Source organism: Pseudomonas fluorescens (assembly GCF_902497625.1).
Classification (GTDB): Bacteria; Pseudomonadota; Gammaproteobacteria; order Pseudomonadales; family Pseudomonadaceae; genus Aquipseudomonas; species Aquipseudomonas fluorescens_BQ.
The window spans coordinates 1-25,973 of sequence record NZ_CABVGX010000062.1 but is presented as its reverse complement, the minus strand read 5'-3'; the positions used below and the strand labels follow the sequence as shown (position 1 = coordinate 25,973).

At 59.5% G+C, this 25,973-nt stretch carries 26 protein-coding genes; 17 read left to right on the top strand and 9 right to left on the bottom strand.

The window, feature by feature from the left end; all coding sequences use genetic code 11:
• Positions 1 to 44: 44 nt before the first annotated feature.
• From F8N12_RS25385 to F8N12_RS25370, 4 genes are all read right to left on the bottom strand, one after another.
• Positions 45 to 593, bottom strand: coding sequence for a cupin domain-containing protein (locus F8N12_RS25385; RefSeq protein WP_008068184.1), 549 nt, complete (start codon positions 591 to 593; stop codon positions 45 to 47).
• A 423-nt stretch (positions 594 to 1,016) separates the two neighbouring features.
• The gene (locus F8N12_RS25380) at positions 1,017 to 2,303 is read right to left on the bottom strand and encodes an NAD(P)/FAD-dependent oxidoreductase (protein ID WP_150582840.1); all 1,287 of its coding nucleotides are present in this window, start codon (positions 2,301 to 2,303) and stop codon (positions 1,017 to 1,019) included.
• Positions 2,304 to 2,355: 52 nt separating this feature from the next.
• A complete protein-coding gene (locus F8N12_RS25375; protein ID WP_150582839.1) occupies positions 2,356 to 3,846 on the bottom strand; it encodes an aldehyde dehydrogenase in 1,491 nt (496 codons plus the stop codon).
• Positions 3,847 to 4,123: 277 nt separating this feature from the next.
• Positions 4,124 to 5,500 carry a glutamine synthetase family protein gene (locus F8N12_RS25370; protein ID WP_150582838.1) on the bottom strand — a complete coding sequence of 459 codons (1,377 nt, stop codon included), beginning with the start codon at positions 5,498 to 5,500 and terminating at the stop codon, positions 4,124 to 4,126.
• Between the two features lie 280 nt (positions 5,501 to 5,780).
• Between F8N12_RS25370 and F8N12_RS25365 the strand changes: the two genes are divergently transcribed.
• From F8N12_RS25365 to F8N12_RS25345, 5 genes are all read left to right on the top strand, one after another.
• Complete coding sequence (locus F8N12_RS25365) at positions 5,781 to 6,542, top strand: gamma-glutamyl-gamma-aminobutyrate hydrolase family protein (RefSeq protein ID WP_150582837.1); 762 nt, start codon at positions 5,781 to 5,783, stop codon at positions 6,540 to 6,542.
• 448 nt (positions 6,543 to 6,990) lie between these two features.
• A complete protein-coding gene (gene potA / locus F8N12_RS25360) occupies positions 6,991 to 8,133 on the top strand; it encodes a polyamine ABC transporter ATP-binding protein (protein WP_150582836.1) in 1,143 nt (380 codons plus the stop codon).
• Between the two features lie 29 nt (positions 8,134 to 8,162).
• Entirely contained in the window at positions 8,163 to 9,044 is an 882-nt protein-coding gene (locus F8N12_RS25355; protein ID WP_191623219.1) for an ABC transporter permease subunit, read from the top strand.
• Complete coding sequence (locus F8N12_RS25350) at positions 9,041 to 9,925, top strand: ABC transporter permease subunit (RefSeq protein ID WP_150582834.1); 885 nt, start codon at positions 9,041 to 9,043, stop codon at positions 9,923 to 9,925. Before F8N12_RS25355 ends, F8N12_RS25350 begins: the two co-directional genes overlap by 4 nt.
• 399 nt (positions 9,926 to 10,324) lie before the next feature.
• Entirely contained in the window at positions 10,325 to 11,422 is a 1,098-nt protein-coding gene (locus tag F8N12_RS25345) for a polyamine ABC transporter substrate-binding protein (RefSeq protein WP_150582833.1), read from the top strand.
• Positions 11,423 to 11,699: 277 nt separating this feature from the next.
• On the opposite strand, the gene thpR is transcribed toward F8N12_RS25345, so the two are convergent.
• Positions 11,700 to 12,239, bottom strand: a complete 540-nt coding sequence (gene thpR / locus F8N12_RS25340; protein ID WP_150582832.1) for an RNA 2',3'-cyclic phosphodiesterase — start codon at positions 12,237 to 12,239, stop codon at positions 11,700 to 11,702.
• Positions 12,240 to 12,299: 60 nt separating this feature from the next.
• Between thpR and F8N12_RS25335 the strand changes: the two genes are divergently transcribed.
• Positions 12,300 to 12,494 (top strand): hypothetical protein, encoded by a 195-nt coding sequence (locus F8N12_RS25335; RefSeq protein WP_150582831.1) that lies wholly within the window; start codon positions 12,300 to 12,302, stop codon positions 12,492 to 12,494.
• 11 nt (positions 12,495 to 12,505) lie between these two features.
• Here F8N12_RS25335 and F8N12_RS25330 read toward each other — a convergent pair whose 3' ends face one another.
• Together F8N12_RS25330 and F8N12_RS25325 are read right to left on the bottom strand one after the other, a co-directional pair.
• Positions 12,506 to 12,859 carry a DUF1428 domain-containing protein gene (locus tag F8N12_RS25330; protein WP_150582830.1) on the bottom strand — a complete coding sequence of 118 codons (354 nt, stop codon included), beginning with the start codon at positions 12,857 to 12,859 and terminating at the stop codon, positions 12,506 to 12,508.
• 19 nt (positions 12,860 to 12,878) lie between these two features.
• Positions 12,879 to 13,943, bottom strand: a complete 1,065-nt coding sequence (locus F8N12_RS25325) for a hypothetical protein (RefSeq protein ID WP_150582829.1) — start codon at positions 13,941 to 13,943, stop codon at positions 12,879 to 12,881.
• Positions 13,944 to 14,297: 354 nt separating this feature from the next.
• Here F8N12_RS25325 and F8N12_RS25320 point away from each other — a divergent pair, with 354 nt between their 5' ends.
• Entirely contained in the window at positions 14,298 to 14,534 is a 237-nt protein-coding gene (locus F8N12_RS25320; RefSeq protein WP_150582828.1) for a hypothetical protein, read from the top strand.
• Between the two features lie 172 nt (positions 14,535 to 14,706).
• Here F8N12_RS25320 and F8N12_RS25315 read toward each other — a convergent pair whose 3' ends face one another.
• On the bottom strand, positions 14,707 to 15,153 hold the full coding sequence (locus F8N12_RS25315) for a cupin domain-containing protein (protein ID WP_150582827.1): 447 nt from the start codon (positions 15,151 to 15,153) through the stop codon (positions 14,707 to 14,709).
• 393 nt (positions 15,154 to 15,546) lie between these two features.
• On the opposite strand from F8N12_RS25315, the gene F8N12_RS25310 reads away from it, so the two are divergent.
• The 3 genes from F8N12_RS25310 to F8N12_RS25300 all read left to right on the top strand — a co-directional run bounded on the left by F8N12_RS25310 (position 15,547) and on the right by F8N12_RS25300 (position 17,047).
• Positions 15,547 to 16,104 (top strand): ATP-dependent Clp protease proteolytic subunit, encoded by a 558-nt coding sequence (locus F8N12_RS25310; RefSeq protein ID WP_028623591.1) that lies wholly within the window; start codon positions 15,547 to 15,549, stop codon positions 16,102 to 16,104.
• A 115-nt stretch (positions 16,105 to 16,219) separates the two neighbouring features.
• Complete coding sequence (locus F8N12_RS25305) at positions 16,220 to 16,468, top strand: DUF6555 family protein (protein ID WP_150582826.1); 249 nt, start codon at positions 16,220 to 16,222, stop codon at positions 16,466 to 16,468.
• Between the two features lie 57 nt (positions 16,469 to 16,525).
• Positions 16,526 to 17,047 (top strand): hypothetical protein, encoded by a 522-nt coding sequence (locus tag F8N12_RS25300; protein WP_224787750.1) that lies wholly within the window; start codon positions 16,526 to 16,528, stop codon positions 17,045 to 17,047.
• Between the two features lie 17 nt (positions 17,048 to 17,064).
• On the opposite strand, the gene F8N12_RS25295 is transcribed toward F8N12_RS25300, so the two are convergent.
• Positions 17,065 to 17,445: a RidA family protein gene (locus F8N12_RS25295; protein ID WP_150582825.1), complete on the bottom strand. Its 381-nt coding sequence runs from the start codon at positions 17,443 to 17,445 to the stop codon at positions 17,065 to 17,067.
• Positions 17,446 to 18,078: 633 nt separating this feature from the next.
• Here F8N12_RS25295 and F8N12_RS25290 point away from each other — a divergent pair.
• The 7 genes from F8N12_RS25290 to F8N12_RS25260 all read left to right on the top strand — a co-directional run.
• Entirely contained in the window at positions 18,079 to 19,209 is a 1,131-nt protein-coding gene (locus F8N12_RS25290; protein WP_150582824.1) for a PAS domain-containing protein, read from the top strand.
• Positions 19,206 to 20,642, top strand: coding sequence for a sigma-54 interaction domain-containing protein (locus F8N12_RS25285; protein ID WP_150582823.1), 1,437 nt, complete (start codon positions 19,206 to 19,208; stop codon positions 20,640 to 20,642). The genes F8N12_RS25290 and F8N12_RS25285 overlap by 4 nt, the downstream gene beginning before the upstream one ends.
• A gap of 260 nt (positions 20,643 to 20,902) precedes the next feature.
• Positions 20,903 to 21,505: a dimethylamine monooxygenase subunit DmmA family protein gene (locus tag F8N12_RS25280; RefSeq protein ID WP_150582822.1), complete on the top strand. Its 603-nt coding sequence runs from the start codon at positions 20,903 to 20,905 to the stop codon at positions 21,503 to 21,505.
• Positions 21,502 to 22,470, top strand: coding sequence for a PDR/VanB family oxidoreductase (locus F8N12_RS25275; RefSeq protein WP_150582821.1), 969 nt, complete (start codon positions 21,502 to 21,504; stop codon positions 22,468 to 22,470). Before F8N12_RS25280 ends, F8N12_RS25275 begins: the two co-directional genes overlap by 4 nt.
• Before the next feature lie 17 nt (positions 22,471 to 22,487).
• A complete protein-coding gene (locus F8N12_RS25270) occupies positions 22,488 to 23,528 on the top strand; it encodes a heme-dependent oxidative N-demethylase family protein (protein WP_150582820.1) in 1,041 nt (346 codons plus the stop codon).
• Positions 23,529 to 23,802: 274 nt separating this feature from the next.
• Complete coding sequence (locus F8N12_RS25265; RefSeq protein WP_150582819.1) at positions 23,803 to 25,338, top strand: APC family permease; 1,536 nt, start codon at positions 23,803 to 23,805, stop codon at positions 25,336 to 25,338.
• 153 nt (positions 25,339 to 25,491) lie between these two features.
• Positions 25,492 to 25,973: aldehyde dehydrogenase family protein (locus tag F8N12_RS25260; protein ID WP_150582818.1), on the top strand; the 482-nt coding region annotated here is incomplete at its 3' end.

Here is a 25,973-nt window from a genome sequence, read left to right as displayed (position 1 = left end):
CGGACGCAGCCTTCGGCAGCTGCTACAGAGTGTTCGTTTCAGGATCAGAAGTTCGCCGGAGTGTTGGCGCTGATGATTTCCGCTTCATCCTGACCGATGTTGCGAAACCGATGCGGCAGCGTCGTCGGGAAATAATAGCCATCGCCGGCATTCAGCACACTGATCTGCCCATCCACCGTCAGCTCGACCGTGCCGCGCGTCACGAGTCCGCACTCCTCGCCTTCAGCATGCACTATCGGCTCTTCTCCTGAACTTGCTCCGGGTGCGTATTGTTCACGCAAGAGTCGCATCTGCCGGCTCGGCACCGACGCACCGATCAGCAGCAAACGCAGGCCGTGGCGGCCGAGGTCGGGCTGTTCATTGGCGCGGAAAACGTATTGGTGTTCACGAGGCGGTTGGTCGAAGGTGAAGAAATCCGCGAGGGACATGGGGATGCCTTCGAGCAGCTTCTTCAGGGAGCTGACGGAGGGGCTGACGCGGTTCTGTTCGATCAGGGAAATGGTGGCATTGGTCACGCCACTGCGCCGGGCCAGCTCGCGCTGGGAGAGTTTGTAGCTTTCGCGTACCAGTTTGAGTCGTGAGCCCGTGTCCATGACAGCCTTATGCGAGAAATACTTAAGGGTTATGGGGGTGGATGGCGGGCGACTTTTGGCCGCGAAAGTACCGCTTTCCCTGTCCCGGAAATTAAAGGCGGGTATTAAATCACGTTTGCGGTTGTTGCTGTAGGCTGAGGTAGATGGCGATTGGGGGGTGCATGATTGGGTTTGTGTCTGCAGTGATGGCCTCTTCGTCGGAACGCCGCCCGGACCAGGCTCACTTCTACAGTTTGATTCGGGCCGCCAGACTGTGGGAGCGAGCCTGCTCGCGATGGCGGTGGGTCAGGCGCCACTGATAGCGGCTGACATGGCCCCATCGCGAGCAGGCTCGCTCCCACAGGTTGATCCGGGTGGGTACCGTTTTAATGCTGCTGCCGATCCAGTGCGCCCACACATTAGCCCCCTGGAACGTGCGCCGGCTTAAATACCGAAGCGGTCGCGCAGCGCGTAATACGCGGCGCCCAGAGCGGTGAGCGGGGCCTGGAAGGTGCGGCCGCCGAGCATCGGCATGTGCGGGAGCGAGGCAAAAGCGTCGAAACGTTCGGCGTCGCCGCGGATCATTTCACTTATCAGTTTGCCGGCCAGGTGCGAACAGGTGACGCCGTGACCACTGTAGCCCTGCATGTAGTAGGCGTTTTTCTCGATGCGACCGAATTGCGGCATGCGCGACATGGTCAGCAGGAAATTGCCGGTCCAGCGGTAATCGATCTTCACGTCCTTGAGCTGCGGGAAGGTCTTGAGGATCTTCGGCTTGATCAGCTGTTCGATGTCATCCGGCTCACGCGCGCCGTAGACCACGCCACCGCCGTACAGCAGGCGGTTGTCGGCGGTGAGGCGATAGTAGTCGAGCAAATAATTGCAGTCTTCCACACAATAGTTGTTTGTGATCAGGCTGCGCGCGACGTGCTCGGACAACGGCTCGGTGACGACGATTTGCGAGCCGCACGGCATGCTTTTGCTGGTCACTCGATTGTCGAGTCCTTGGGGCAGATACGCGTTGCCGGCGATCAGCAGATAGTTGGCGCGCACGACGCCTTTGGCGGTGCGAATGGTGATCGGCTCGCCGTAGGTGATTTCCAACGCCGCCGACTGTTCGTAGATCTTGCCGCCCAGGCCAATGATCGCCGAAGCTTCACCGAGCGCCAGGTTCAAGGGATGGACGTGGCCGCCCTGCAGATCAAGCAGGCCGCCGACGTAATTGTCGCAACCGACTTCACGTTTGATGTCTGCCGCGTCGAGCATCTTCAGGTTTTCGTTGCCGTAGCGTTCCCAGTTGCTTTTCTGCTCGGCCAGGCCTCTGAGCTGCTTTTTATTGAGCGCCGCGAAGATGCCGCCAGGCTGGTAATCACACTGGATGTCGTAGTGCTGGATGCGCTGACGAATGATGTCGGCACCTTCAAATATCATGCTGCCCAGCACTTCAGCGGTCTTGTCGCCATAGCGGTCTTCGATCACATCGACGTCGCGGCTGTAGGAGTTGACCAGTTGCCCGCCGTTGCGCCCACTGGCGCCGAAGCCGACTTTGGCCGCTTCGAGCACAGTCACGCTGTAGCCCGCCTCGGCGAGGAACAGCGCCGAGGACAATCCGGTATAGCCGGCGCCGATCACACAGACATCGCAGTCCACGGCTTGCTCAAGCAGCGGAAAATCACCGGTGAAGTTGCGGGTGGCGGCGTAGTAGCTGTTTACGTGTGTTGTTGTTTTCATAGGTTTCTCCGAAGGCCGCCCACACTGGCTGGCGGCCGTCGATTTAGAGGTGTCAGAGCTTGATCCAGGTCGCTTTGAGTTCGGTGTATTTGTCGAACGCGTGCAGCGATTTGTCGCGACCATTACCCGACTGTTTATACCCGCCAAATGGCGCGGTCATGTCGCCGCCGTCGTACTGGTTGACCCAGATGCTGCCGGCACGCAAGCCGCGAGCGAAGGTGTGAGCCTTGCTCAGGTTACTGGTCCAGACACCGGCGGCCAGGCCGAAGATACTGTCGTTGGCGATCGCCAGCGCTTGCTCTTCCGTATCGAAGGTGATGAGCGACAGCACCGGACCGAAGATTTCTTCTCGGGCGATAGTCATGGCGTTGGTCACACCGTCGAAAATGGCCGGGTCCACGTACAGGCCGCCGGTGTCTTCGAGGGTGCGACTGCCGCCGGCAATCAACTGCGCGCCCTGGTCTTTGCCGACCTGGATGTAGCGCAGAACATTATCCAGTTGGCGCTGATCGACGAGCGCGCCGACCGTGGTTTGCGGGTCCAGCGCGTGTCCCGGTTGCCACGCTTGCAGCGCTTCGACCAGCAACGGGATGAATTGCTCGCGGATCGAACGCTCGACCAGCAACCGTGAACCGGCGGTGCAGACTTCGCCCTGATTGAAGGCAATCGCGCTGGCCGCCGCTTTTGCAGCCGCGCGCAAATCCGGCGCATCGGCGAACACCACGTTCGGACTCTTCCCTCCGGCTTCGAGCCAGACGCGTTTCATGTTACTTTGGCCAGCGTAAATCAGCAGTTGCTTGGCGATCGCGGTCGAGCCGGTGAAGGCCAGCACGTCAACGTCCATGTGCAACGCCAGCGCTTTGCCGACGGTGTGGCCGTAACCCGGCAGAACGTTGAACACGCCTTTGGGGATGCCCGCCTCAAGGGCAAGCTGCGCGATGCGGAGGGCCGTCAGTGGCGACTTTTCCGAGGGCTTGAGGATGAACGAGTTGCCGGCCGCGAGGGCCGGGGCAAACTTCCAGCTGGCCATGATCAACGGGAAATTCCACGGCACAATCGCGGCGACGACACCGGCCGGCTCGCGGGTGATCAGGCCCAGTTGATCGTGCGGCGTAGCGGCGACTTCGTCGTAGATCTTGTCGATGGCTTCGGCGTTCCAGCGAATCGCGTTGGCGGTCGCCGGTATGTCGATGTTCATCGAATCGCTGATCGGCTTGCCCATGTCGAGGGTTTCAAGCAGGGCGAGTTCTTCGCGGTTGGCGAGGATCAGATCGGCGAAGCGGATCAGGATGCGCTTGCGTTCGGCCGGGGCCAGGTGTGCCCAGACGCCGGACTCGAAGGTGCGGCGGGCGACGGCTACGGCGGCGTTGGCATCGGCTTCATCAGTGCTGGCGACATGGGCGAGGAACCGGCCATCGACCGGGCTGATGCATTCGAAGGAATCGCCGCTGAGCGCCGGGCAGTATCGACCGTCGATGAACGCGCGGCCTTCGATGGATAAAGACTGGAAGCATTGCTCCCAGTCGCTGCGAGTGTTTGTCATTGTGGTGACTCGGTGCAGAGGAATAAGTAGTCGATGGAATGATGCCGACCAGTTGATGAACAGAAACGGCGATTCCTGGGGGATCGGCCTGTGGCGAGGGGGCTTGCCCCCGTTGGGCTGCGAAGCAGTCCTGGAATCTGTGGCGTACCGAAGATTTAATGAGTGCTACGCACTCAAACGGGGGCAAGCCCCCTCACCACAGGTCGCTCCCGCAGTTGATCGGTGTTGTTTGCAAATTTTTGTACACCGCCAGTTCCGCGGTTCCTTCGCAGACCAATCAAACCGTGTGCAAATACCAGTTGTACTCAAGGTCCGAGATGGAATTCTCGAACTCGGCGAGCTCACTCTCCTTGCAGGCCACGAACACGTCGATGTACAGCGGATCGATGTAGCGCGACATGACCTCGCTGTCCGCCAGTTCGCGCAGGGCATCGCGCAGGTTGTTCGGCAGGCTCTGCTCGTTCTGCTCGTAGCTGTTGCCTTCCACAGGCGCGCCCGGTTCGATCTTGTTGGTCAAACCGTGGTGAATACCGGCCAGCACGGACGCCATCAGCAAGTACGGGTTGGCATCCGCGCCGGCAACGCGATGCTCGATGCGCACCGAATCCGGCGAACCGGTCGGCACTCGCACCGCAACGGTACGGTTGTCGATGCCCCAGCTCGGCGAGTTCGGCACATAGAACTGCGCGCCGAAGCGGCGGTACGAGTTGACGTTCGGGCAGAGGAAGGCCATCTGTGCCGGCAGGGTCTCGAGCACACCGCCGATCGCGTGGCGCAGCGCGGCGTTCTGCTCGGGATCCTCACTGGTGAAGATGTTGTTGCCTTCCTTGTCGAGAATCGAAATGTGCACGTGCAAACCATTGCCCGCCTGACCTGGATACGGCTTGGCCATGAATGTGGTGTCCATCTCGTGGTCGTAGGCGATATTTTTCACCAGACGCTTGAGCAACACCGCGTAGTCGCAGGCCTTGATCGGGTCATTGACGTGATGCAGGTTCACTTCGAACTGCGCCGGGGCGCTTTCCTTGACGATGGCGTCAGCCGGGATCCCCTGCTCTTTCGCGCCTTCGAGGATGTCTTGCAGGCAATCGACGTATTCGTCGAGGTCATCGATCAGGTACACCTGAGTCGACACCGGACGCTTGCCGGACACCGGCGAACGCGGCGATTGCGGACGTCCGTTGATGTTGTCCTGATCGATCAGATAAAACTCGAGTTCGAACGCGGCGCAAATGGTCAAGCCCATGTCGTCGAACTTGCTCACCACCTGACGCAGCACTTCACGCGGATCGGCAAAGAACGGCTGGCCTTCAAGTTCGTGCATGGTCATTAACAGTTGCGCGGTCGGACGCTTCTGCCACGGCTCGATGCTAAGGGTGTCGGGGATGGGGAAGCAGATGCGGTCGGAGTCGCCGATGTCCAGTCCAAGGCCGGTGCTTTCCACCGTAGAGCCGTTGATGTCCAGGGCAAACAAGGACGCGGGAAGGTTGATGCCTTTTTCGTAAACCTTATGAAGACTGGTGCGTTCGATGCGCTTGCCGCGCACCACACCGTTCATATCCGCAATCAGAAGGTCGACGTACAAAACCTCAGGATATTTCTTAAGGAATGCGTTTGCTTCGTTGAGTTGAACGGTACGCAGAGGGACCGACATGATGCACCTATTGGCTGTTAATTATTATGTTCACTGCTGTTTCGCGAGCTCAGTCAACCCGAACGGCAAAGTGAAGTCAATAGCGAACACCTGACCGCTCAACCTTTATTTTCGGGCTTATTATGGGCACGACGGTCCCAAAAGAGGCCTCAAAGCCATGAAATTCATGACGATCAGACGCGTGGCGTTTAGAATTTTTTACAGGGTGGTTGTTAATTAAAATCAACAAGGCTAAGCTCCGGAAAAGCTCGTTCAAGTGTGAAACTTCGAGGTGATAAAAATGGCATTCAAGCCATTGATCGGCGTTACTGCATGCGTCAAACAGATAGGCCTGCACCCCTACCACGTCAGCGGCGACAAGTACTTGCGTGCTGTCAGCGTCGCGGCTCTGGGGCTGCCTGTGGTCATTCCTTCCCTGGGCGATCTGACTGAAATCGACGACCTGCTCGGGCAGCTCGATGGTCTGCTGCTAACCGGATCGCCGTCGAATGTGGAGCCTTTCCACTATCAGGGTGCGGCCAGCGCGCCCGGTACGGATCACGATCCAGCGCGTGACGCCACCACCCTCCCCTTATTGCGTGCAGCCATCGCGGCCGGCGTTCCGCTGCTCGGCATCTGCCGGGGCTTCCAAGAGATGAACGTGGCGTTCGGCGGCAGCCTGCATCAGAAGGTGCACGAGCTGCCGGGCATGCTCGATCACCGCGAAGCGGACAGTCCGCAACTGACAGTGCAATACGCCCCCGCGCATGCCGTCATCGTGCAACCCGGCGGCGTGTTTCAGGCGCTGGATTTGCCGGAGCAGTTTCAGGTGAATTCGATTCACAGCCAGGGCATAGATCGACTCGCAACAGGGTTGCGCTGCGAGGCGATCGCGCCAGACGGCTTGATCGAGGCGATCTCCGTCAAGGACAGCGAAGCCTTTGCCGTCGGCGTGCAATGGCACCCGGAATGGCAGGTCCTTTCCAATCCTTCTTATCTGAGAATTTTCCAGGCGTTTGGCGATGCCTGCCGGCGAAGGGCTGCGCTGCGTAACACCCGCTGATACAGAACATTCATTGACTGCACCGGCGAGTTCTGCGGGCGGGCGTTGGCGCGCCCGTACTTGCGAAACGACACACTGCAATAACAACAAGTACGACCCAGGCAGCCAGGACGGCGGCGCCGAATAAGCCCGAACGGTATGGGCCAGTGATTCAAAGGCAACTCCCTGCGAAATGAGCGGGTATGGCGAGGGGGCTTGTGTGGCGAGGGGGCTTGCCCCCGTTGAGGTGCGAAGCACCCCCGTAATCAGCCACCGAGATCCTGAGATGGAACTCGGTGCCCGATTTACGATTGCTTCGCAATCGAACGGGGGCAAGCCCCCTCGCCACATAAGCTCGCTCCCACAGGTGATCGCCGTTGACCTCTCTGGCACTGCTCGCCCCGGGCTTGCAATCCACTTTAAGTCAGGCCGCGTTGGCCCGACGACTGAAACCTGTTGGGAGTTTCACATGGCAAACGCCTCCAGCATTCACAGGAAGGCTCTTGAAGGTCAGCAAACCGCGAAAAAGGTCTTGTTGAAAGTAGACCGTGTCACCAAGAAATTCGACGAAACCTGCGCAGTAGACGACGTCTCGCTCGAGATCCTTCAGGGGGAAATCTTCGCCCTGCTTGGCGGTTCCGGTTCAGGTAAATCGACCTTGCTGCGCATGCTTGCCGGCTTCGAACGGCCAACCGACGGGCGGATTTTCCTCGACGGCGTCGACATCACGGACATGCCGCCGTACGAACGTCCGATCAACATGATGTTTCAGTCGTACGCCCTGTTCCCGCACATGACGGTTGCGCAGAACATCGCCTTCGGCCTCAAACAGGACCGTCTGCCCGCCAGTGAAATCGACGCACGGGTTGAAGAGATGCTGCGCCTGGTGCACATGACCCAGTACGCCAGACGCAAGCCGCATCAGCTGTCCGGTGGTCAGCGTCAACGTGTGGCCCTTGCCCGTTCGCTGGCCAAACGTCCGAAGCTGTTGTTGCTGGACGAACCGATGGGCGCACTGGATAAAAAACTGCGCTCGCAGATGCAACTGGAGCTGGTGGAGATCATCGAGCGCGTCGGCGTGACCTGTGTGATGGTGACGCACGACCAGGAAGAAGCCATGACCATGGCGCAGCGCATCGCGATCATGCACCTGGGCTGGATCGCACAGATCGGCAGCCCGGTCGACATTTATGAAGCGCCGGTCAGCCGCATGGTCTGCGAATTCATCGGTAACGTGAACGCGTTCGACGGCACCGTGGTGGAAGACCTCGAAGGCCACGCGATCATTCACAGCCCTGATCTGGAACAGAAGATTTACGTCGGTCACGGCGTCAGCACCTCGGTTCAGGACAAGTCGATCACCTACGCCATCCGCCCGGAAAAAATGCTCGTCAGCACCACCCAGCCGGAGTTTCGCTACAACTGGTCACAGGGCAAGGTGCACGACATCGCCTACCTCGGCGGCCACTCAGTGTTCTACGTGAAACTGCCCGGCGGCAAAATCGTGCAGTCGTTCATGGCCAACGCCGAACGCCGCGGCGCGCGTCCGACCTGGGATGACAACGTCTACGTGTGGTGGGAAGACGACAGCGGCGTGGTACTGCGCTCATGAAAACACTCAATCAGCAGTTCACGCGGCTGATGCCGAGTGGTCGCAAGCTCGTCATCGGAATCCCTTTCCTGTGGCTGTTCCTGTTTTTCATGTTGCCGTTCTTCCTGGTGATCAAAATCAGCTTCTCGGAAGCAGCGCTGGCCATTCCGCCGTACTCCGAGATTTACTCCTTCGTCGAGCAGAAATTCCAGCTTCTGTTGAACGTCGGCAACTACCTGTTGCTGACCGAAGACGAGCTGTACATCTCGGCATACTTCGGCTCGTTGAAAGTGGCTTTTTTCAGCACGCTGATGTGCCTGGGGATTGGCTTCCCGATGGCTTACGCCATCACCAAAGCGAAAAAGGAAACGCAAAACGTTTTGCTGTTGCTGATCATGATGCCGACCTGGACCGCCATCCTGATCCGCGTGTATGCGTGGATGGGCATCCTCAGCAATAACGGTTTGCTCAACGGCTTGCTGATGTGGACCGGGCTGACCGACCACCCCATCGAAATTCTCAACACCAATACGGCGGTGTATATCGGCGTGGTGTACGCGTACCTGCCGTTCATGGTGTTGCCGCTGTACGCCAATCTTGTGAAGCACGACGGCAGTCTGCTGGAGGCCGCGTCGGACCTGGGTTCGAGCAACTTCAACAACTTCTGGAAAATCACCGTGCCGCTGGCCAGGAACGGCATCATCGCCGGCTGCATGCTGGTGTTCATTCCGGTGGTCGGCGAGTTCGTGATTCCGGAACTGCTGGGCGGTCCCGAAACGCTGATGATCGGTCGCGTGCTCTGGCAGGAATTCTTCAACAACCGCGACTGGCCGGTGGCGTCGGCCCTGGCGGTAGTGATGCTGTTGATCCTGATTGTGCCGATCCTGTTGTTCAACCGTAGCCAGGCCAAAGAGATGGAGGGTCGGGGATGAAACGCTTCGGATTTTCAAAGTTCATGCTGATCTTCGGCCTGTCGTTCATCTACCTGCCGATGTTGATTCTGGTGATCTACTCGTTCAACGCCTCGAAACTGGTCACGGTGTGGGGCGGCTGGTCGCTGAAGTGGTACGTCGGTCTGCTCGACAACACGCAACTGATGGGCTCGGTACTGCGCTCGCTGGAAATCGCCTGCTACACCGCCATTGCGGCGGTGGCGCTGGGCACGCTGGCCGCGTTCGTGCTGACCCGCGTTACGCGCTTCAAGGGCCGCACGCTGTTTGGCGGCCTGGTCACGGCGCCGCTGGTGATGCCGGAGGTGATTACCGGTCTGTCGCTGTTGCTGTTGTTTGTGGCGATGGCGCAATTGATCGGCTGGCCGATGGAGCGCGGCATTGTCACCATCTGGATTGCGCACACGACGTTTTGTGCAGCTTATGTGGCGGTGGTTGTTTCCGCGCGTCTTCGTGAGCTGGACTTGTCTATTGAAGAAGCGGCCATGGACCTCGGGGCGAAGCCGTTCAAGGTGTTTTTCCTGATCACAATCCCGATGATCGCGCCGTCACTGGCGGCCGGCGGCATGATGTCGTTTGCGCTGTCGCTGGATGATCTGGTGCTGGCGAGTTTCGTCTCGGGCCCGGGCTCGACGACTCTGCCCATGGAAGTGTTCTCGGCGGTGCGTCTGGGGGTGAAGCCTGAGATCAATGCCGTAGCCAGCCTGATTCTGCTGGCGGTATCGCTGGTGACTTTCCTGGTCTGGTATTTCAGCCGCCGCGCAGAAGCCAGCCGCAAGCGAGCGATTCAAGAAGCGATGGACCAGACCGCCAGCGAGTCGTGGCAGCAACCTGAAAACCGGCGACTCGAAGCGACGGCTTAGTGGCCCTAATGAGGATTTCACTGTGGCGAGGGGGCTTGCCCCCGTTCGGCTGCGCAGCAGTCGTAAAACCAGCGTATGCGGTGTGCATGATTTACCTCGCCGCAGGTTTTGGGGCCGCTTCGCAGCCCGACGGGGGCAAGCCCCCTCACCACAGGGTTTATGTGTAATGCATGGGATCCAGGGCTGCACAGAGTTTATGTGTAATTCATGGGATCGAGGGCTGCACAGGGTTTGTGTGTAATTCATGGGATCCAGGGCTGCACAGGTTTGTGTGTAATGCACGAGATCCAGGGCTGCACAGGGTTTGTGTTTACCGCACGGACTCAGGGAATCCTCAGGGTTTGTGATCACTGCAGATTTGTCTTGTGATTTTGAATAAAAAGAATTGGAGTTGTACCTATGAAAATGTTTGGCAGGACTCTGCTGACACTGTCCTTGTTGGGCGCGATTGTCTCCGGCGCCCAAGCCAATGACAAGGTTCTGCGCGTCTACAACTGGTCGGATTACATAGCGCCGGACACCATCAAAAAATTCGAGGATGAAACCGGAATTCGCGTGACCTACGATGTATTCGACAGTAACGAAACCCTTGAAGCGCGCTTGCTGGCGGGTAAATCCGGCTACGACATCGTGGTGCCGTCGAACAGTTTTCTGGCCAAGCAGATCAAGGCTGGCGTGTATCAGGAACTGGACAAATCAAAACTGCCGAACTGGAAAAATCTCAACCCGGTGTTGCTGAAAAACGCTGCGGCCAGCGACCCGGATAACGCTCACGCTTTCCCGTACATGTGGGGGTCGATCGGCATCGGTTTCAATCCACAGAAGGTCAAGGAAGTGCTCGGCGCCAATGCCCCGGTCAACTCCTGGGACCTGCTGTTCAAACCGGAGAATGCGGAAAAACTGAAGGCCTGCGGGATCAGCTTTCTCGACTCGCCAACCGAGATGCTGCCGGCCGCCCTGCACTATCTGGGTTACCCGGTGAACTCGAAGGACAAGACGCAGATCGCCGAAGCAGAAGCGCTGTTCATGAAAATTCGGCCGTCGGTGGCTTATTTCCATTCGTCGAAATACATCTCCGATCTGGCCAACGGCAACATCTGTGTGGCGGTCGGTTATTCCGGTGATGTGCTGCAAGCCAAGGCCCGCGCTCAGGAAGCCGGCGGCAAGGTACAGATCGATTACAGCATTCCGAAAGAAGGCGCCGGCAGTTTCTACGACATGGTGGCGATCCCCAAGGATGCAGCGAATGTCGACAATGCCTACCTGTTGATGGATTTCCTCATGCGCCCGGAGATCATCGCCGAGATCACCAACAACATCGGCTACAGCAACGCCAACGCGGCGGCGACACCGTTAGTGGATGAAGCGATTCGCAACGACCCGGGTTCGTATCCAACGCAAGCGGTGATCGCGACGTTGTACGCCATTCCCGACATGCCGATCGGTGTGCAGCGCGTGATGACGCGCGGCTGGACGCGGGTGAAGCTCGGCAAGTAATTGCTGTGAAGACGATCGTGCCCACGGCGAGGCGTCTGACCGTCCGCGTGGGAATGCAGCCGGGGACGCCCCGCGTTCCAGCAGAGCCGAACGCGGAGCGTCCGTAGAGGCATTCCCACGCACAGCGTGGGAACGATCAAAGAAGCCATCGCTGCCAAAACACCCTTCCACAGTTTCCGTTCACGCAGCGCCTTACCACCGCTGCACCATTTCCAAGAACGGCCTCACCTGGCTTCCTCGGTTCAGGTGAATTCGGCGCCCTCCTCGGGCGCTTTTTTTATTGCGCGACCAGCGGCCATTCGGCCAGCGCCCGGTAGCGGCCCTTGTGCGATTCGAAAAGCGCAAAGCGATCAGCACGCAGGAAAAACTCCGGCGGCGTAGCGGACTCCGGCACCGGTGCGCGGAATTCGCGCATCAGCGTCAGGTGCGGTCGAAACTCCTTCACCGTCTCTTCCAGCCCGAACGGCAGCATTGCCTGCTCCAGGGCATACACCAGCCGTAGCAACTCCGGCGGCGCCTGTTCCGGCGCCAGCACCAGCACCCCCGCCCTGCGCCAGACATCGAGGCGATCCAGCGCCACCCGCAACGCCACCCCCGGCACGCGAACCTTGCCTGCCGCCGTGCAAATCCCGGGGATCTGCGCCACATCGACGGCGCCGAGAAACAACAGTGTCAGATGAAAATTCTCCGTCGGCACCGGTCGCCCGATGCGCAACGCCAGCTCCCCGCGCCACTGCGCAATGGCCCGGCGTTGCTCGGCCGGGCAGCTCAGGGCAAAGAACAGCCGTCTGAGGGGATTTTGGGCTTCGTCGCTCACGCCTGGCAGCTCCTTGTGGGCAGGTTATAGTTGACCCAACCGATTCAACGGGAGGACGCCATGCGACAGATCATCAGCAAAGAACCCTGGTGGGCCGCGCCGCCACAGGCGGGCCAGGATGAGTCCGAACTGGAATGGGGCTGGCTGGTTCACTATAGCGAAGGTGAGCCGCGTTTCGAGTTTATCCGGGAGCGGCCGTCGGACCGGGAGATTCAACAACGCAAAAGTTGCCGGATCACCCCGGTGTCGGAGTGATCCGGTAATCGTCAGGCTTTAACAATCATTTCGAAACCGCCGAAGATCATGCGCTGACCATCGAACGGCATCGCATTCATGTCGGCCTGCAGCCGCGGGTCCTTCATGACTTTGTCCATGCCCGCGTCGCGCGTGGCCTTGTCGGGCCAGATGATCCAGGAAAATACCACCGTTTCGTCGTCCTTGAGCTTCACCGCCATCGGGAACGACGTCACTTTGCCATCCGGGACGTCATCGCCCCAGCATTCGGCAACGCTGAGCGCGCCATACTCGATGAATACCGGCGCGGCGGTGGCGGCGTGCTGGCGGAATTGCTCGCGGCTGGCGGTGGGCACGGCAATGACAAAACCGTCGACGTAAGACATGGTCATTCTCCTGCGTGAGTTAGGGTTCAATCTGCGGGTTAGTCGATTGCACAGGGTTCCATTCGACCGTTCCGCCATCGAGACCGACCGACGGTTGCAGGCTGGCAGCCAGATTGCCCTCGATTTGCGCCGCCAGGTACAGCGTCCCCGCCATCACGCCGGTGGTCGGGTTCTGCACCAGCTTGGTCCACGCCTTGTCGAAGGTGTTGCCCAGGCTGCTGCGAATCAGCGCCTCGCTGTCGGGCCGGTCATTGGCCTGAATCACTGCCCTGACGCCCGCCACACCCACGGAAATAAGCGCGCCCGCGAGTTTCCCCGCGACTGCGGCCACGGCACTCGCCGCCCCACGCGGGGCCATCTCGGCTTCGATCCGTTTGCTGGCGCGCTTGGCCACCGGCGCCATAGCGGTGTCGGTCGAATCAACCCCTCTGTCGCCGCCGGCCTTGTGGATTTTGTCGATCAACGCCGCATAGGCCGGCAGCGTATTCAGCGGCTGGGTGCGCACCACCTGGTACAGCGAAGCGTTGCGCGCCGCCGGTGGGCCCAGAGCGATGGCCGGAATCTTCTGGATTCGGCCGTTGAGCTGAGCCATTGGAACGCCGTGGCGCTGGGAGATGTGCTGCAGTTCTTCCTGAAGAATGTCGACGTAAAATGCTGTGGCCAGGCCGAGAATCTGGTCGGGATCGATTTCAACCGCGACCGGTGCCAGCACTCGCCGCTGGTATTGCTCCAGCAGATAAGCGGCGAGGCGTTTCTCAGACTGGTCCTGCTCATCCGTGCCACTGATGGCGTACCAACTGACTTTCATCGACAGCCATTCCTGGGTCCAGTAGCTGCTGAACCAGGGGATGAAATTTTCTTCGGTCAGTTGATAGACCCGTGTGCGCCAATAGTCCATTGCCCCGCGTGCGTAAATTTTGCTCTGCTCGGTGGCCGAGCGTGACGCGATGACTATCTCGCGGTCGACCTGCTGCCAGGTGCTGCGCGACACCACCACCGCCGGCGCAGATACCGGCGCGCGCTGAGGCGTGGCACACCCGGCCAGGATCAGCAGCACGGCAACGATCAGCGAACGCAGGTTCAAGATCGTGATTTCCTGCAGGTTCCCCGGTAAACGGGATGTTCGGGGGTTCAAAGCTATTCATATGAGTATAGGTGGCTGACCTGAGATTGATGATGCTCTTGCAGGCCTCATCGCCAGCAATCCGGCCGCTGGAATGCCCTCGCCACAAAAGCCCGACCATCACTACTGTCGATACCCACCATCGCGATGAATGCCTTCCGCTCGAGAACCGTCAGCGTAGGATCACTCTCAACCCAACACAAAACCCGCATCGGAGGGGCCAATCATGATCATCCACCTACTCACTTGCCTGGCCCTGACGGCCGTTACCCTCAGCATTTTTTCCTGGTACGTGCTGACCGAGGAGTGCACATCATGATTGTCGCCGTGACCCTTGCCGTAAGTTTTCCAATGTTTGCCAGCAACTACTACGCGCAGACGCACATCTCGCGCAACACGTTCGAATTGCTGTTCGACGAAACATTCGACGATTTGCTGATGCCCGCCGCCGGCAATCATTTCAGCAATGAAGTGGTAGGTCTCAACGATCAGTTCCGCTTCCTGAATGACGTGCTTGAAGATCACCTCGCTCGCGCCACGTGGTTTTCATGATCCGCGCACACATCCCGCAGGCAACCGCGTAACCAGCGGTGCGGGACCGGCGTCCATGCGCGGAGGATCAGTCGGGCCGCTGTCAAGCCCGCGTCGCGACCCTGACGTGATTACCCGCAACTGCTCATGCGGGCGAAATGTCCCTGTTGTATAAACCTTCCCTGATGCGCGTTTAAGGCTTGATCACCACCAGCGGCTCACCTTTTTTGACGATGTAGGTGGCCAGTTCCGATGCGTTGCCCGTGCCGACGTTCTTGGCGATGTGCGCGGTGCCCGCCGGTATGTACAGCGAATCCCCCGCTTTCAGCGTTACCGGCGGCTGGCCTTCGAGTTGGTATTCGAATGTCCCGTCGATCACATAAGCAACTTCCACACCGGGGTGCGAATGATTAGGCGAGGCGACACCCGGCTCGAAGTCGACGCGAACCTGAATGACTTCACGCCCGGAGACATCAAGGTCCTGACGCAGCAAATCAGTGCGATGCAGCCCGGCCTGCCAGCTTTTTGCAGGCACAGGCTCGGCGGCTTGCGAAACGCCCGAGTAGCTGGCGAGTGCAGCCACGGTGGCCAGGGCGAACGTGTAAAGACGACGTGGGTGACGGGATGTGATCAGTGACATGGTTCTTCTCCGGGTAGACACCGTTTGTGATGGCCCGATTAAGCGGGTACCGTGTATCGCGCTCGTGTCGCCAATATCGTGGTTTTGTAAGCCAACATGGCTCCTCACGCCGGCGATACGTAGCGATACAAACCCCCTCCTCCGCACGCCTGTAGCAGCTGCCGAGCCTGCGAGGCTGCGTCAGCTGCGTCAGGCTGCCCAGCAGTCGTACAACAGACCTATGCGATGCGTCAGGGAAACCTGTTTCCCGAATTACGACTGCTGCGCAGCCGACGCAGCCTCGCAGGCTCGACAGCTGCTACAGGCGCTGCGACATTGATTTTTCCTGAATCCGGTCAATCCTTAAAGCAAGCAAAAGGGCTGAACCGGCCCTCCATAGAGCAGGATCAGCCGATGAGCGAACACATCGTCCACTTCCACTGCCAAATCGATCAGGGCACGACCGAACGCTTCCGTGATTGCTGCCTTGAAGCCCTGAATCAGGGAGCGACCTCGCTGATGCTCAATCTGTCCACCACTGGTGGCAGCACCAACTTCGGTTTCACCCTGTATACCTTTCTCAAGTCGTTGCCGGTGCCGCTGTGCGCGGTCAATGCCGGCAATATCGAGTCGATGGGCATGATCATGTTTCTCGCCGCCGGACACCGCATCACTTCGCCGCACTCACGATTCCTGATTCACCCGATGAACTGGTATTTCAACCAGAAATCCGTTGATCACCAACGCCTGCGTGAATACCTCTCCAGCCTCGATAACGATCTGGCGCGCTACGTGCAGATTTTCTCTCTGGAAACCGCCCACGCGGAGACCAAGCTGGACATTTTCCACTGCCTGTCTGCCGAGGAAAAAGTCATCGCTGCAGAAGATTCCCTGGCGTACGGGATCGCTTACGAGATCAAGCAGATGGTCTTCGACGAGGGCGTAAAACACTGGACGGTTAGCGGTGGATAGACCCGCACCACTCAAGAAAACCGTTGCAGATCAACAGGTAAAAATCACTGTGAAAATCTTTTGAATTTTTATTGACGGGTCCACTCATTTGCTTATGAGCATTGAGGGGGGCCTTATGAATCGCACAGGACTGTACATCATTGAATACAACCTTCATGGCAAGGCCAAATCGTTCATCATCCGCGCGCAAATAATGCAAAACGCGGATGCGTGGCATTGGGCGAGTTGTGATGCCGGCATTGCACCGATCCCAAAACCGGGGCGGCCACCGCTGAAGACGCTTTCGAAGCCGCAGGCCGAGCGTTATGGCATAACGGAGGTGAAGTGGCGCGAATCAGAGACCATTGACTGGACTGAGGTTTGATCAATCGGTGCGCGTACTGTTTGCACACGCACTGGAATCGGGGATAAATCGATTCCAGTGCTACGCTTTCAGTTCCTTGGCAGAGGCAACACAATGTTTGAGCGAAGAGTCACCCTCCAGGCATTCGAGAGCGTCGCCGTGAAGCGGATTCTAGCTGTGTCCGTTGTCCTGGTGTTGACTGCCACGACCACCTATGGACTTTTTCACTGGAAGTCCGTGGGCACACAAACTCAACAGTCGTTGTGCGGGGAAGCCAGGCAAACCCTCAAAGGTGTGGAAGTCCAGGCGCGCGCGCTCGCAGCCGGCCTGACGGTGGACGATTATGTCAAGGCCGAGGAAGACGACGTGGCGACGCTGATCCGCGCACTGGATGCCGCCGCCAATGAAACAGAAGTTGACCGGGCCATCGAGGCGCACGCAGCCTCGATTGAAGCCAAGAACGCTGTGATCGACGCCGAGGTGGACACCCGCGGCGATCAGATCTTCCTCGAACAACGCCTGAAAAAACAACGCATCCCGATCGATGTAAAGCAGCAATTGCTGCGGGCCGCAAAGGCCGTCAGCGTCAGTTGTACTTGACTGGCTGATCGCCGGCTTCAGCCTTTGGCAGCCATTGCGGTCACTTCCACGCGCATACCCGCGACCGCCAACGCCGCAACGCCAATCGCCGCCCGCACCGGCCAGGGTTTTGCGAAAAAGCGCTTGTACACTTCATTGAACGCGGCGCGATCAGCCATATCGGTCAGGTAGATGGTCAGATGCATCACCCGATCCATCGAACTGCCGGCACGTTCAAGTGCCACCTTCAGCGCCTGCAACGTGCACTCGCTCTGTTCGACGATTCCGCCCAATTCAAGACTGCCATCGGCACGGGTCGGAATCTGCGTGGACACCAGCAGGCCGGCAAAACCGGCAACGTCGGAGGAGATGGAATCTGCGTCGGGGTCCGGCAGGAAGGCGATGTCTTGGTTGGCCATGGGGTGCTCTGCTTTGCTATAGAAAAGCGCAGTTTACAGGCTCGCTGACGGGTTGTTCAGGCCGCCACTGGAAAACTGCAGCAATCTCCCCGGATTCTCTCCAACGACCCAACGGCTTGAACGACAAAGCCCGCACGTGGCGGGCTTTGGGGAATCAGTAGGTGGCCGGTGCTGGTCTCCGGCTTACAAGGTTTATCGGGCCTCCCACAGGACAGTTTTGTGCTCTCCTGCTTCACACGGCATAAGGGCTGGATCTCAGCGCGGAGATCTTTCTAACCGTGTACCCTTCGGAACGCGCCCCACGTTTCCTCGCTATCCGTTTGCGCATCAGTCTGCGTCTTCGCCTACAACTTCAGAATAGTACAAAGGCGGAAATACCTGTCGGGTGTTTTTAGACCAGTTTGAGATGTGCCGGCCTTTAACAGATGAAAACAAACTAACGGATGGCTGCACAGCCCGAGCGCCCGCTAAACTCTGTCAAGCGCTGCAGATTTACCTGTTTTACAGGCAAATTTGCAGCAGTTTAATGCTGGTGTCGGTGTTCGGTGACGCGGATGACTGAAGGGCAGCCCGTTGGCATGCGATGTGCCCTCATCAGCTGACCACTATCAACTAATTCGAGCCGATCCACTCATGGACATTTTGAATTTGCTGGCCAGCAAAGTGCAGCCTCTCTCCAGTACGATCAGTGCTGACGGGCATGTTGTGAGCCTGTCTGCCAGCCTTAGCGACCAGTTGGGTTACCCCACCGGGGAGCTGCGAGACCAACCGATCGAGCGCATTTTCAACATGGAGTCGGTGCGCGCCTTGCAGGGCCTTTTCGCCAACCCGCCCGCCGATGAGCAGGTGCATAGCCTGGAGCTGACGCTGATCCGCCACAACGGCGGTTTGCTGCCAGTGATCGCGTGCGGCTTGCTCGAATGGCGCGCGGTGCAGCCGGCGCGCCTGCACGTGCTGAAAATACCGCTGGGGTCGCTGGGGCATCGCCTGCGGGAAATGCACAATGCCAATGAAGTCATGAGCCAGATGCTGCAAAGCGCCAAGGTCGCGTATTGGTGCATCGAGTTTGCCGAGGCGGTGGACATCAACACCACGCCCGACGAAATCGTCCGTCAGGTGTTCGAAAACGACTCGCACTGGCGGCTGTGCAACCGCGCCATGGCCGACGTGTACGAGATGCCTTCAGACGTCGATTTCAATCAGCAACCGGTTCGCCTCTATTGGCCACGCAGCCCGGCGAACGAAGCGTTTGTGCGACGCCTGATCGAGGCAGGTTTCAGTGTCGATTGCGCGCTGTCAGTTGATCGCCGCCATGACGGTTCCCCGGCCTACGTCGAGAACGACGTGCGCGCAACCATCGCCAACGGGCACCTGCTGCGCATGTGGGGCAGCATTCGTGATGTCAGCCAGGAGTTGCGCATGCAGCACGACGCCGAGCAGCGCATCGATGCGTTGCGCCGGGTTTTCGATGCGGTGCCGGACGCGGTGCTGGTTATCGATGAACACTTGCAACCACAGTGGCGCAACGCAGCGTTTGAAGAAACGTTCGGCATTACTCACGGCACCGGCATCGCTCGTCTGCTGCTGGATAACGCTTTGCCCGAACGCACCTGGCATAGCCTGCCGCTGCCGGACATGAGCGGGCGCAACCGGGATTTCAATGTGCATTGTTCACGAATACTGATTCGCGAAGGCGTTGCCTGGCGCGTCGCGGTGTTCCGCGCCAGTCAGGGCGTGCACCGCGTTGAAGGGTTGCACCCATGAAAGATAAAAACCTGCCACCGACGTTGCAGATGGGCATGCGCTCCTCGGTCAATGTCAGCAGTGAAGTGCTTGGTGCGTTGCTGGAGACGCCGGCGCTGCACGCTTTGCTCGACAGCTTCGGCGATGCGCTGATCGTGACCGATGGCGAAGGTCGGGTGCGGTTTCTCAATCTGGCCGCCGAGCGGGTCAATCGACTGTCGCGGCAGCAAGCGATCGGGCTGCCCGAGAGTGAGTTTTTCCAGCGATCAGTGCTCAATTATGATGATTTGCTCAGCGCCCTGCATCGCGGCGGCAACAGCGCCCTGACCCGCTCACGCGAAGGCCGGGTGTTGCTGAGCAGTACTCACGCGATACCCACTGGGGCCTACGAAAAACCGTTCCGCATGCTGACCCAGAAAGACTTCGATGGCAGTCAGCCGCAACGCCGCACGACACTGGCCAGCCGGCCAGTGGAACCGCAGGGGTTGCGCGATCCGCAGGACAACGCCCTGCATCTCTCGCCGCAATTGTCGAGCATCGCCGACACTGGCGTGCGGGCATTTCGGCGGCGTGCGCGGTTGCTGCTGCTTGGCGAACCCGGCGTCGGCAAGACCGCCATTGCGCGGCACATTCATCGTGCCGCCGGCTGGGGCGATCGGCCGTTTATCCACGTCAACTGCGGGAGCATCCCGGAAAGCCTGTTTGAATCGGAAATGTTCGGCTACGAGCGCGGCGCCTTTACCGGCGCATTGCAGGGTGGCAAGCAGGGCTATATCGAGGCTGCCTCGGGAGGCACGTTGTTCCTCGACGAAATTGGTGAAATCCCGCTGCACGTGCAGGCCAAATTGCTGAAATTTCTCGAAGACAGCACCATTCAATCAGTTGGCTCGCCCTTGAGCAAAACGGTACAGGTGCAGGTCATTGCGGCGACCAACAAGGATTTGCGCCACCTCGTCAGCACCGGTGAATTTCGCGCTGACCTTTACTATCGTCTGGCGGTGTTGCCGGTGGAAATTCCACCGCTGCGTCAGCATCGTGACGACTTGCCATTCCTCATCGACATCCTGCTGAGTCGCATCAATGGCGATCGCGAACCGACGCTGAGTCTCTCGGGAGCTTGTCGTAAACGGCTGATGGATTATGACTATCCGGGCAACGTACGTGAGCTGGTGAACATTTTTGAGCGGCTGGCGGTGCTCGCGGATGACGAGGCGCAGGAGCATCATCTGCCGGCGGAAATGCTCGAACCTGCCCGACCTGTGTCGCGACTGACCCCACCGTTGGCCGACGCGATGGATGAGGACGACGCGCAGGAGAATCTCAAGCTGCAGGTTCAGCATTTCGAGCGGGAAGTCATTTTGCGTGCGGTGCATTTGTGTGGCAGCAAGCGCAAGGCTGCAGTGCATTTGGGTATCGATATCGGGACGTTGATCCGCAAGCTTCAGCGGGATTGAAGATGTTGGTTACCCCGAGTACCTGACCCTTGCTGCGGTGATGGTGGCTGCTGGTCTCACCCACACCGCTGCAAAAATGCCTACACATCCAGTTACTTCTGCCTGCCCGGACACCAGCACTTCGCTACAATTTCAATATTTTCAATCACTTAACTTCTTGGCACGACCTGTGCTCTTGCTCTCTGCAACCCACCATCGTTGGGCTTTTGCATCAGGGCCGGCTTTCATTGCTGTGCCGGTAGCCAAGAGGAATAATAAAAATGTTGATCACCGGAATTAAAAGCAGGCCGGTCTATGACCGCTTGCAACCGTTGTCGGGAGGTACCCGGCACATCATCGCCGGGCAAGGCAGCGGCGGTCGGGCGATGTTGCGCTTGCTCGACGACATGGCCGGACTGGATCGCCCGATCACCCTGCTCTATTCGCAGGAATCGTTTTCCGGACAGGATTTCCTCGAGCAGTTGCAGCAACACAACGCGCTCCCTCTGCAGGTGCACGCGACCAATCAGGCCCTGATCGAGGCGCTGACGACCTTGCTCGACGACGCCCATATGGGCACTCGCCTGTACCTCGCCGGATCGGAAAGTTTCCTCGGTAGCGCCATGCAAGTGGCGACGCATTTCGACCTCAATCGCGATGAAGTCCTGCGCGAACACTCTGGTACGTTGGTGCGCCGCGTCTGGTGTGTGCACTGCGACACCTACACCGAAAACGTCACCCAGCGTGTGTATGTCTGCCCCGGCTGCGGCGTGACGTTGGTGGTGCGCGATCACTATTCCCGGCGTCTTGCGGCGTTTCAGGCAGTCAAGGCCGATGCCGAAGTCCCGGGTGAACTGCCCGAAGCCGAGGAGCTCGACACATGAGCCAGAACAATGGGACGTTGAATCTGCGGGTGGCGCGGATCGAAACCGTGACCCCGGAAATCAAACGCTTCACCCTGGTGTCGCCGACCGGCGCACATTTGCCGGCGTTCTCCGGCGGCAGTCATGTGGTGGTGCTGATCGGCAACCAGGCCAACACATTGCGCAACCCGTACTCGTTGTTGAGTTCGCCGTACGACACCAGCAGCTATAAGATCGCAGTTCGGCGCGTGCAAGGTGGTCGCGGCGGTTCGATGTCGCTGCACGACAATGTGGCCGAGGGCGACCTGCTGGAAGTCACGCCACCGGTCAATCTGTTTCCGCTGATCAAACAGGCGCGCCTGCATGTATTTATCGCCGGCGGCGTCGGCATCACGCCGGTGATCTCGCAGCTGGAAGAGTTGCGCCTGAGCAAAGTGCCGTTCGAACTGCATTACGCCGTGCGCGGTGAAGAACACGCGCACCTCGGCAAAGAGCTGCAGGCCACCTATGGCGAGCAGGTTCATCTGTACCGCAAGGGCGTCGACCCAAGGCTGGAGATCGGTCGGGTCCTCGCCGATCGCCCGTTGGGCAGCCACGTATATGTGTGCGGTCCCGACAGCATGATCGACGCCACACTGCTGTGCGCCCGCGATCTGGGCTGGACCGACAGCCACGTGCACTACGAGCGTTTCCTCGAACAAAGCAGCGGCGGCGAAGCCTTCAGTTTCACCCTCGGCCGCAGCGGCGCGACCATCGAAGTGTCCCCCGATCAAACCATGCTCGAAGCCGTCGAAGCGGCCGGTTACAGCATGCCCTACCTGTGCCGTGGCGGCGCCTGCGGGCACTGCGAGACCGAGGTGCTGGAACTCGACGGCGAATTGCTGCACAGCGATGACTGGCTGTCGGACGATGACAAGACCAGCCGCAAGAAAATCATGCCCTGCGTATCCCGCGCCAAATGCAATCGCCTGGTCATCGACCTCTGATCGACGGAGACATAACAATGAATATCAAATTCAATCCCGACGAAACTTACCGCGACGACTACACCTTCAGCAACAGCCCGGAAACCATCGCCCGCGCGCCCTTCCCGTTTCCCGAGGACGACTACATGTACTCGATGAATCTGGAACCCCATGTTCCGGTCGGCGACGGCGCCTTTCGAGCCGCGTTCGACATCGACGAGCATTACATCAGTGAGTGCCGCGACCGGGCGATCACGCTGGAGAAAGACCCGGGCATGCACTACGTTTCCGCGCCGCACATGATGGAAGCGCAGTGGGACTTGCTCGAATTGATCATGGAATCCTACTCCCGGGATTACCCGCAGTACTTCAGCCTGGCGCGCGAAGGCCGCGAGTGGCACTGGACCAACCGTCTATTGAACATCGACGACCATTTCACGTTCGGCGATCCGGCTACCCTGCCCTACGAGCCGATGGAATATGTGACCCGCCAGGCCCAGGGCGACTGGGTGTTGCAGGAAGAACGCGACGGCACGTTGTATTGGGGCGCCGGGATTGCCACCCAGCGCGCCGATTATTCGCTGCGCTTCAACCTCGGCATGAGCTGGGAGGAGTTTCACGGGCCGGTGCCACTGGTGAAGGAAATCGGCATGCTGGATCGCGCGCTGAAGTTTTTGCTGCGTTTGCGCACCGGGCACCCGGTGCGCCGACTGAACTGGTCGTTGACGGTCAATCCGCGCCTCGAAGTCTCCGCCGAAAGCCTGCCAGAGTGGGCGCCGGACCGTACCATCGTTACCGCCGAAAATGCCGGCAAACTGGTTTACCTGCGCATCGAATTGCAGCCGCTGCATCGCTTGCCGCGCAGCAATGCCATCGTCTTCCCGATCCGCACCTACCTGCTCAGCCTCGAAGACATCGCCACTAACCCGGCCTGGGCGCGGCGCATGCATCGAGTCCTGCGCGATTTGAATCAGCAACTGGTCGACTACAAGGGCTTCAGCCGTTACCGCGATGCGGCAGTCGAGTGGCTATCGAAGTACGACGATGGCCGCGACAGCGAGGTCAAGAAACAGGCCTAGGCCCCCGGTTCCTGTAGCAGCCGCCGAAGGCGGCGTCCGGCTGCGCAGCAGTCGCTATCGCTGAGCAGGCGGTAACCCGGTGATCCGCGTGTTCAGGCATCACGACTGCCGCGCTGCCGGACGCCGTCTTCGGCAGCTGCTACAAGAGTGGGCGCGGTCAGGAAGAGAGCGGGCGCGGTCAGGAAGATTTATCCATAACAACAAGCTTCACAGAAGCATAGGCGGCTCGGCCGTCAGCATTGCAAACCACTGCCATCGATAATGAGGAAATAAAATGAGTGGCTCATCCAATACACGTGCAAGCGTGGCCGATCAGGACGCGGAACAGCTCCGCGCCCTCGGCTACAGTTCGGACTTCAACCGCAGCATGAGCCTGTGGGAGAACTTTTCCCTGGGCTTCACCTACCTTTCACCAGTCGTGGGCGTTTACACGCTGTTCGGCCTGTGCCTGGCAGCGGGTGGGCCGCCGATGTTCTGGTCCTACCTGCTGATCGGCGCCGGGCAATTGCTGGTGTGTCTGATCTTCGGTGAAATCGTTTCGCAGTTTCCGATCTCCGGTGGCGTTTACCCGTGGGCGCGTCGCCTGGTGGGCAAGCGCTGGGCGTGGATGGTTGGCTGGGTTTACGCGTGGGCCTTGTGCGCGACCATCGCCGGTGTCGCCGTCGGTGCAGGGCCATACCTGGCAATCATGCTCGGTTTCAACCCCGGTCCTGAGGCCAACATCTACATCGCACTGTCGATCATTCTTTTATCCACCGCATTGAACCTGGTCGGTACCAAACTGCTGGCGCGGGTGGCGATGTTCGGTTTTGTCTGCGAGCTGGTCGGGGCGATACTGGTCGGCGGTTACCTGCTGATTTTCGAGCGTCATCAGCCGTTCAGCGTGCTGTTCGACACCTTCAACCTTGAAGTCAACGGTTCCTACCTGCCGGCCTTTCTCGCGGCGTCGCTGGCGGGTCTGTTCCAGTATTACGGTTTTGAGGCCTGCGGCGATGTCGCCGAAGAAACCCCGAACCCGGGCAAACGCATTCCGAAAGCCATGCGCATGACCATCTACATCGGCGGTGCGGCGGCGATGTTTGCCTGCCTGGCGCTGATCCTGTCGGTGCCGGACATGGCCAAGGTGCTCGCCGGTGAAGACACTGATCCAGTCGCGACCATTCTCGCCAATGCGTTCGGCCCGGTGGGTTCGCGCCTGGTGATGGCGGTGGTGATGGTCTCGTTCATCTCCTGCGTGCTGAGCCTGCAAGCGGCGGCAAGCCGCCTGTTGTTCGCCTACGCCCGTGACGAAATGATCGTCGGCAGCTCGCTGCTCAAACGCCTTTCCGGCAATCACGTGCCATCGTTCGCGCTGGTGATCAGCGGCCTGGTGCCGGCCGCAATTGTCTGCCTGGGCATGTTCATGGCGGACGCCGTGGCAACCATCGTCGGTTTTGCGGCGATCGGGATCTACGTGGCCTTCCAGCTGATCATCGTGGCGGCGCTGATCGCCCGTGCGAAAGGCTGGCGTCCGAACGGTCAGTTCACGCTGGGCGCGTGGGGCTTGTGGGTGAACCTCGCGGCGCTGGTGTATGGCGTCTGCGCAATCATCAATATGGTCTGGCCGCGCTCGCCGGATGCAGCGTGGTACATCAACTATTCGATGATCCTGACCACGCTGGTGGTGATGGGCGCGGGGCTGGTTTACATGTTGCTGGGCAAGCCGTACGACAAGGGCACCGCGCCGGCGGGTGATGCGTGGAAGTTTTCCAAGCCGTTGGTGAAGACAGTGGACGTGTCTAGCGCGGCCGTGAACAAACCAACCATCTAACATCCACAATCCCTGTGGGAGCGGGCTTGCTCGCGAAAGAGGTGTGTCAGCCAACAGAAATGTTGAATGTTCAACCGCATTCGCGAGCAGGCTCGCTCCCACAGTTTGATCCGGTTTTGACAGAACAATAAATGCTTCGCAGAGGACATGAACATGCAAACCAAACTCCTGATCAACGGCCAGCTGCTCGACGGCGAGGGCCCGGCGCAGCCGGTGTTCAACCCGTCACTGGGCCGTGTCCTGGTGGAAATCAACGAAGCCAGCGAAGCCCAGGTCGATGCGGCCGTGCGTGCCGCTGACGCCGCGTTCGACAGCTGGTCGCAAACACCCCCGAAAGACCGCTCGCTGCTGCTGCTTAAACTCGCCGACGCCATCGAAGCGCATGGCGAGGAGCTGGCAAAGCTCGAATCGGACAACTGCGGCAAACCTTACAGCGCCGCGTTGAACGACGAGATCCCGGCGATTGCCGATGTGTTCCGCTTTTTTGCCGGCGCCAGCCGCTGCATGAGCGGTTCGGCCGGCGGTGAATACCTGCCCGGCCACACCTCGATGATTCGCCGCGACCCGGTCGGCGTGATCGCCTCGATCGCGCCGTGGAATTACCCGCTGATGATGGTCGCCTGGAAGATCGCCCC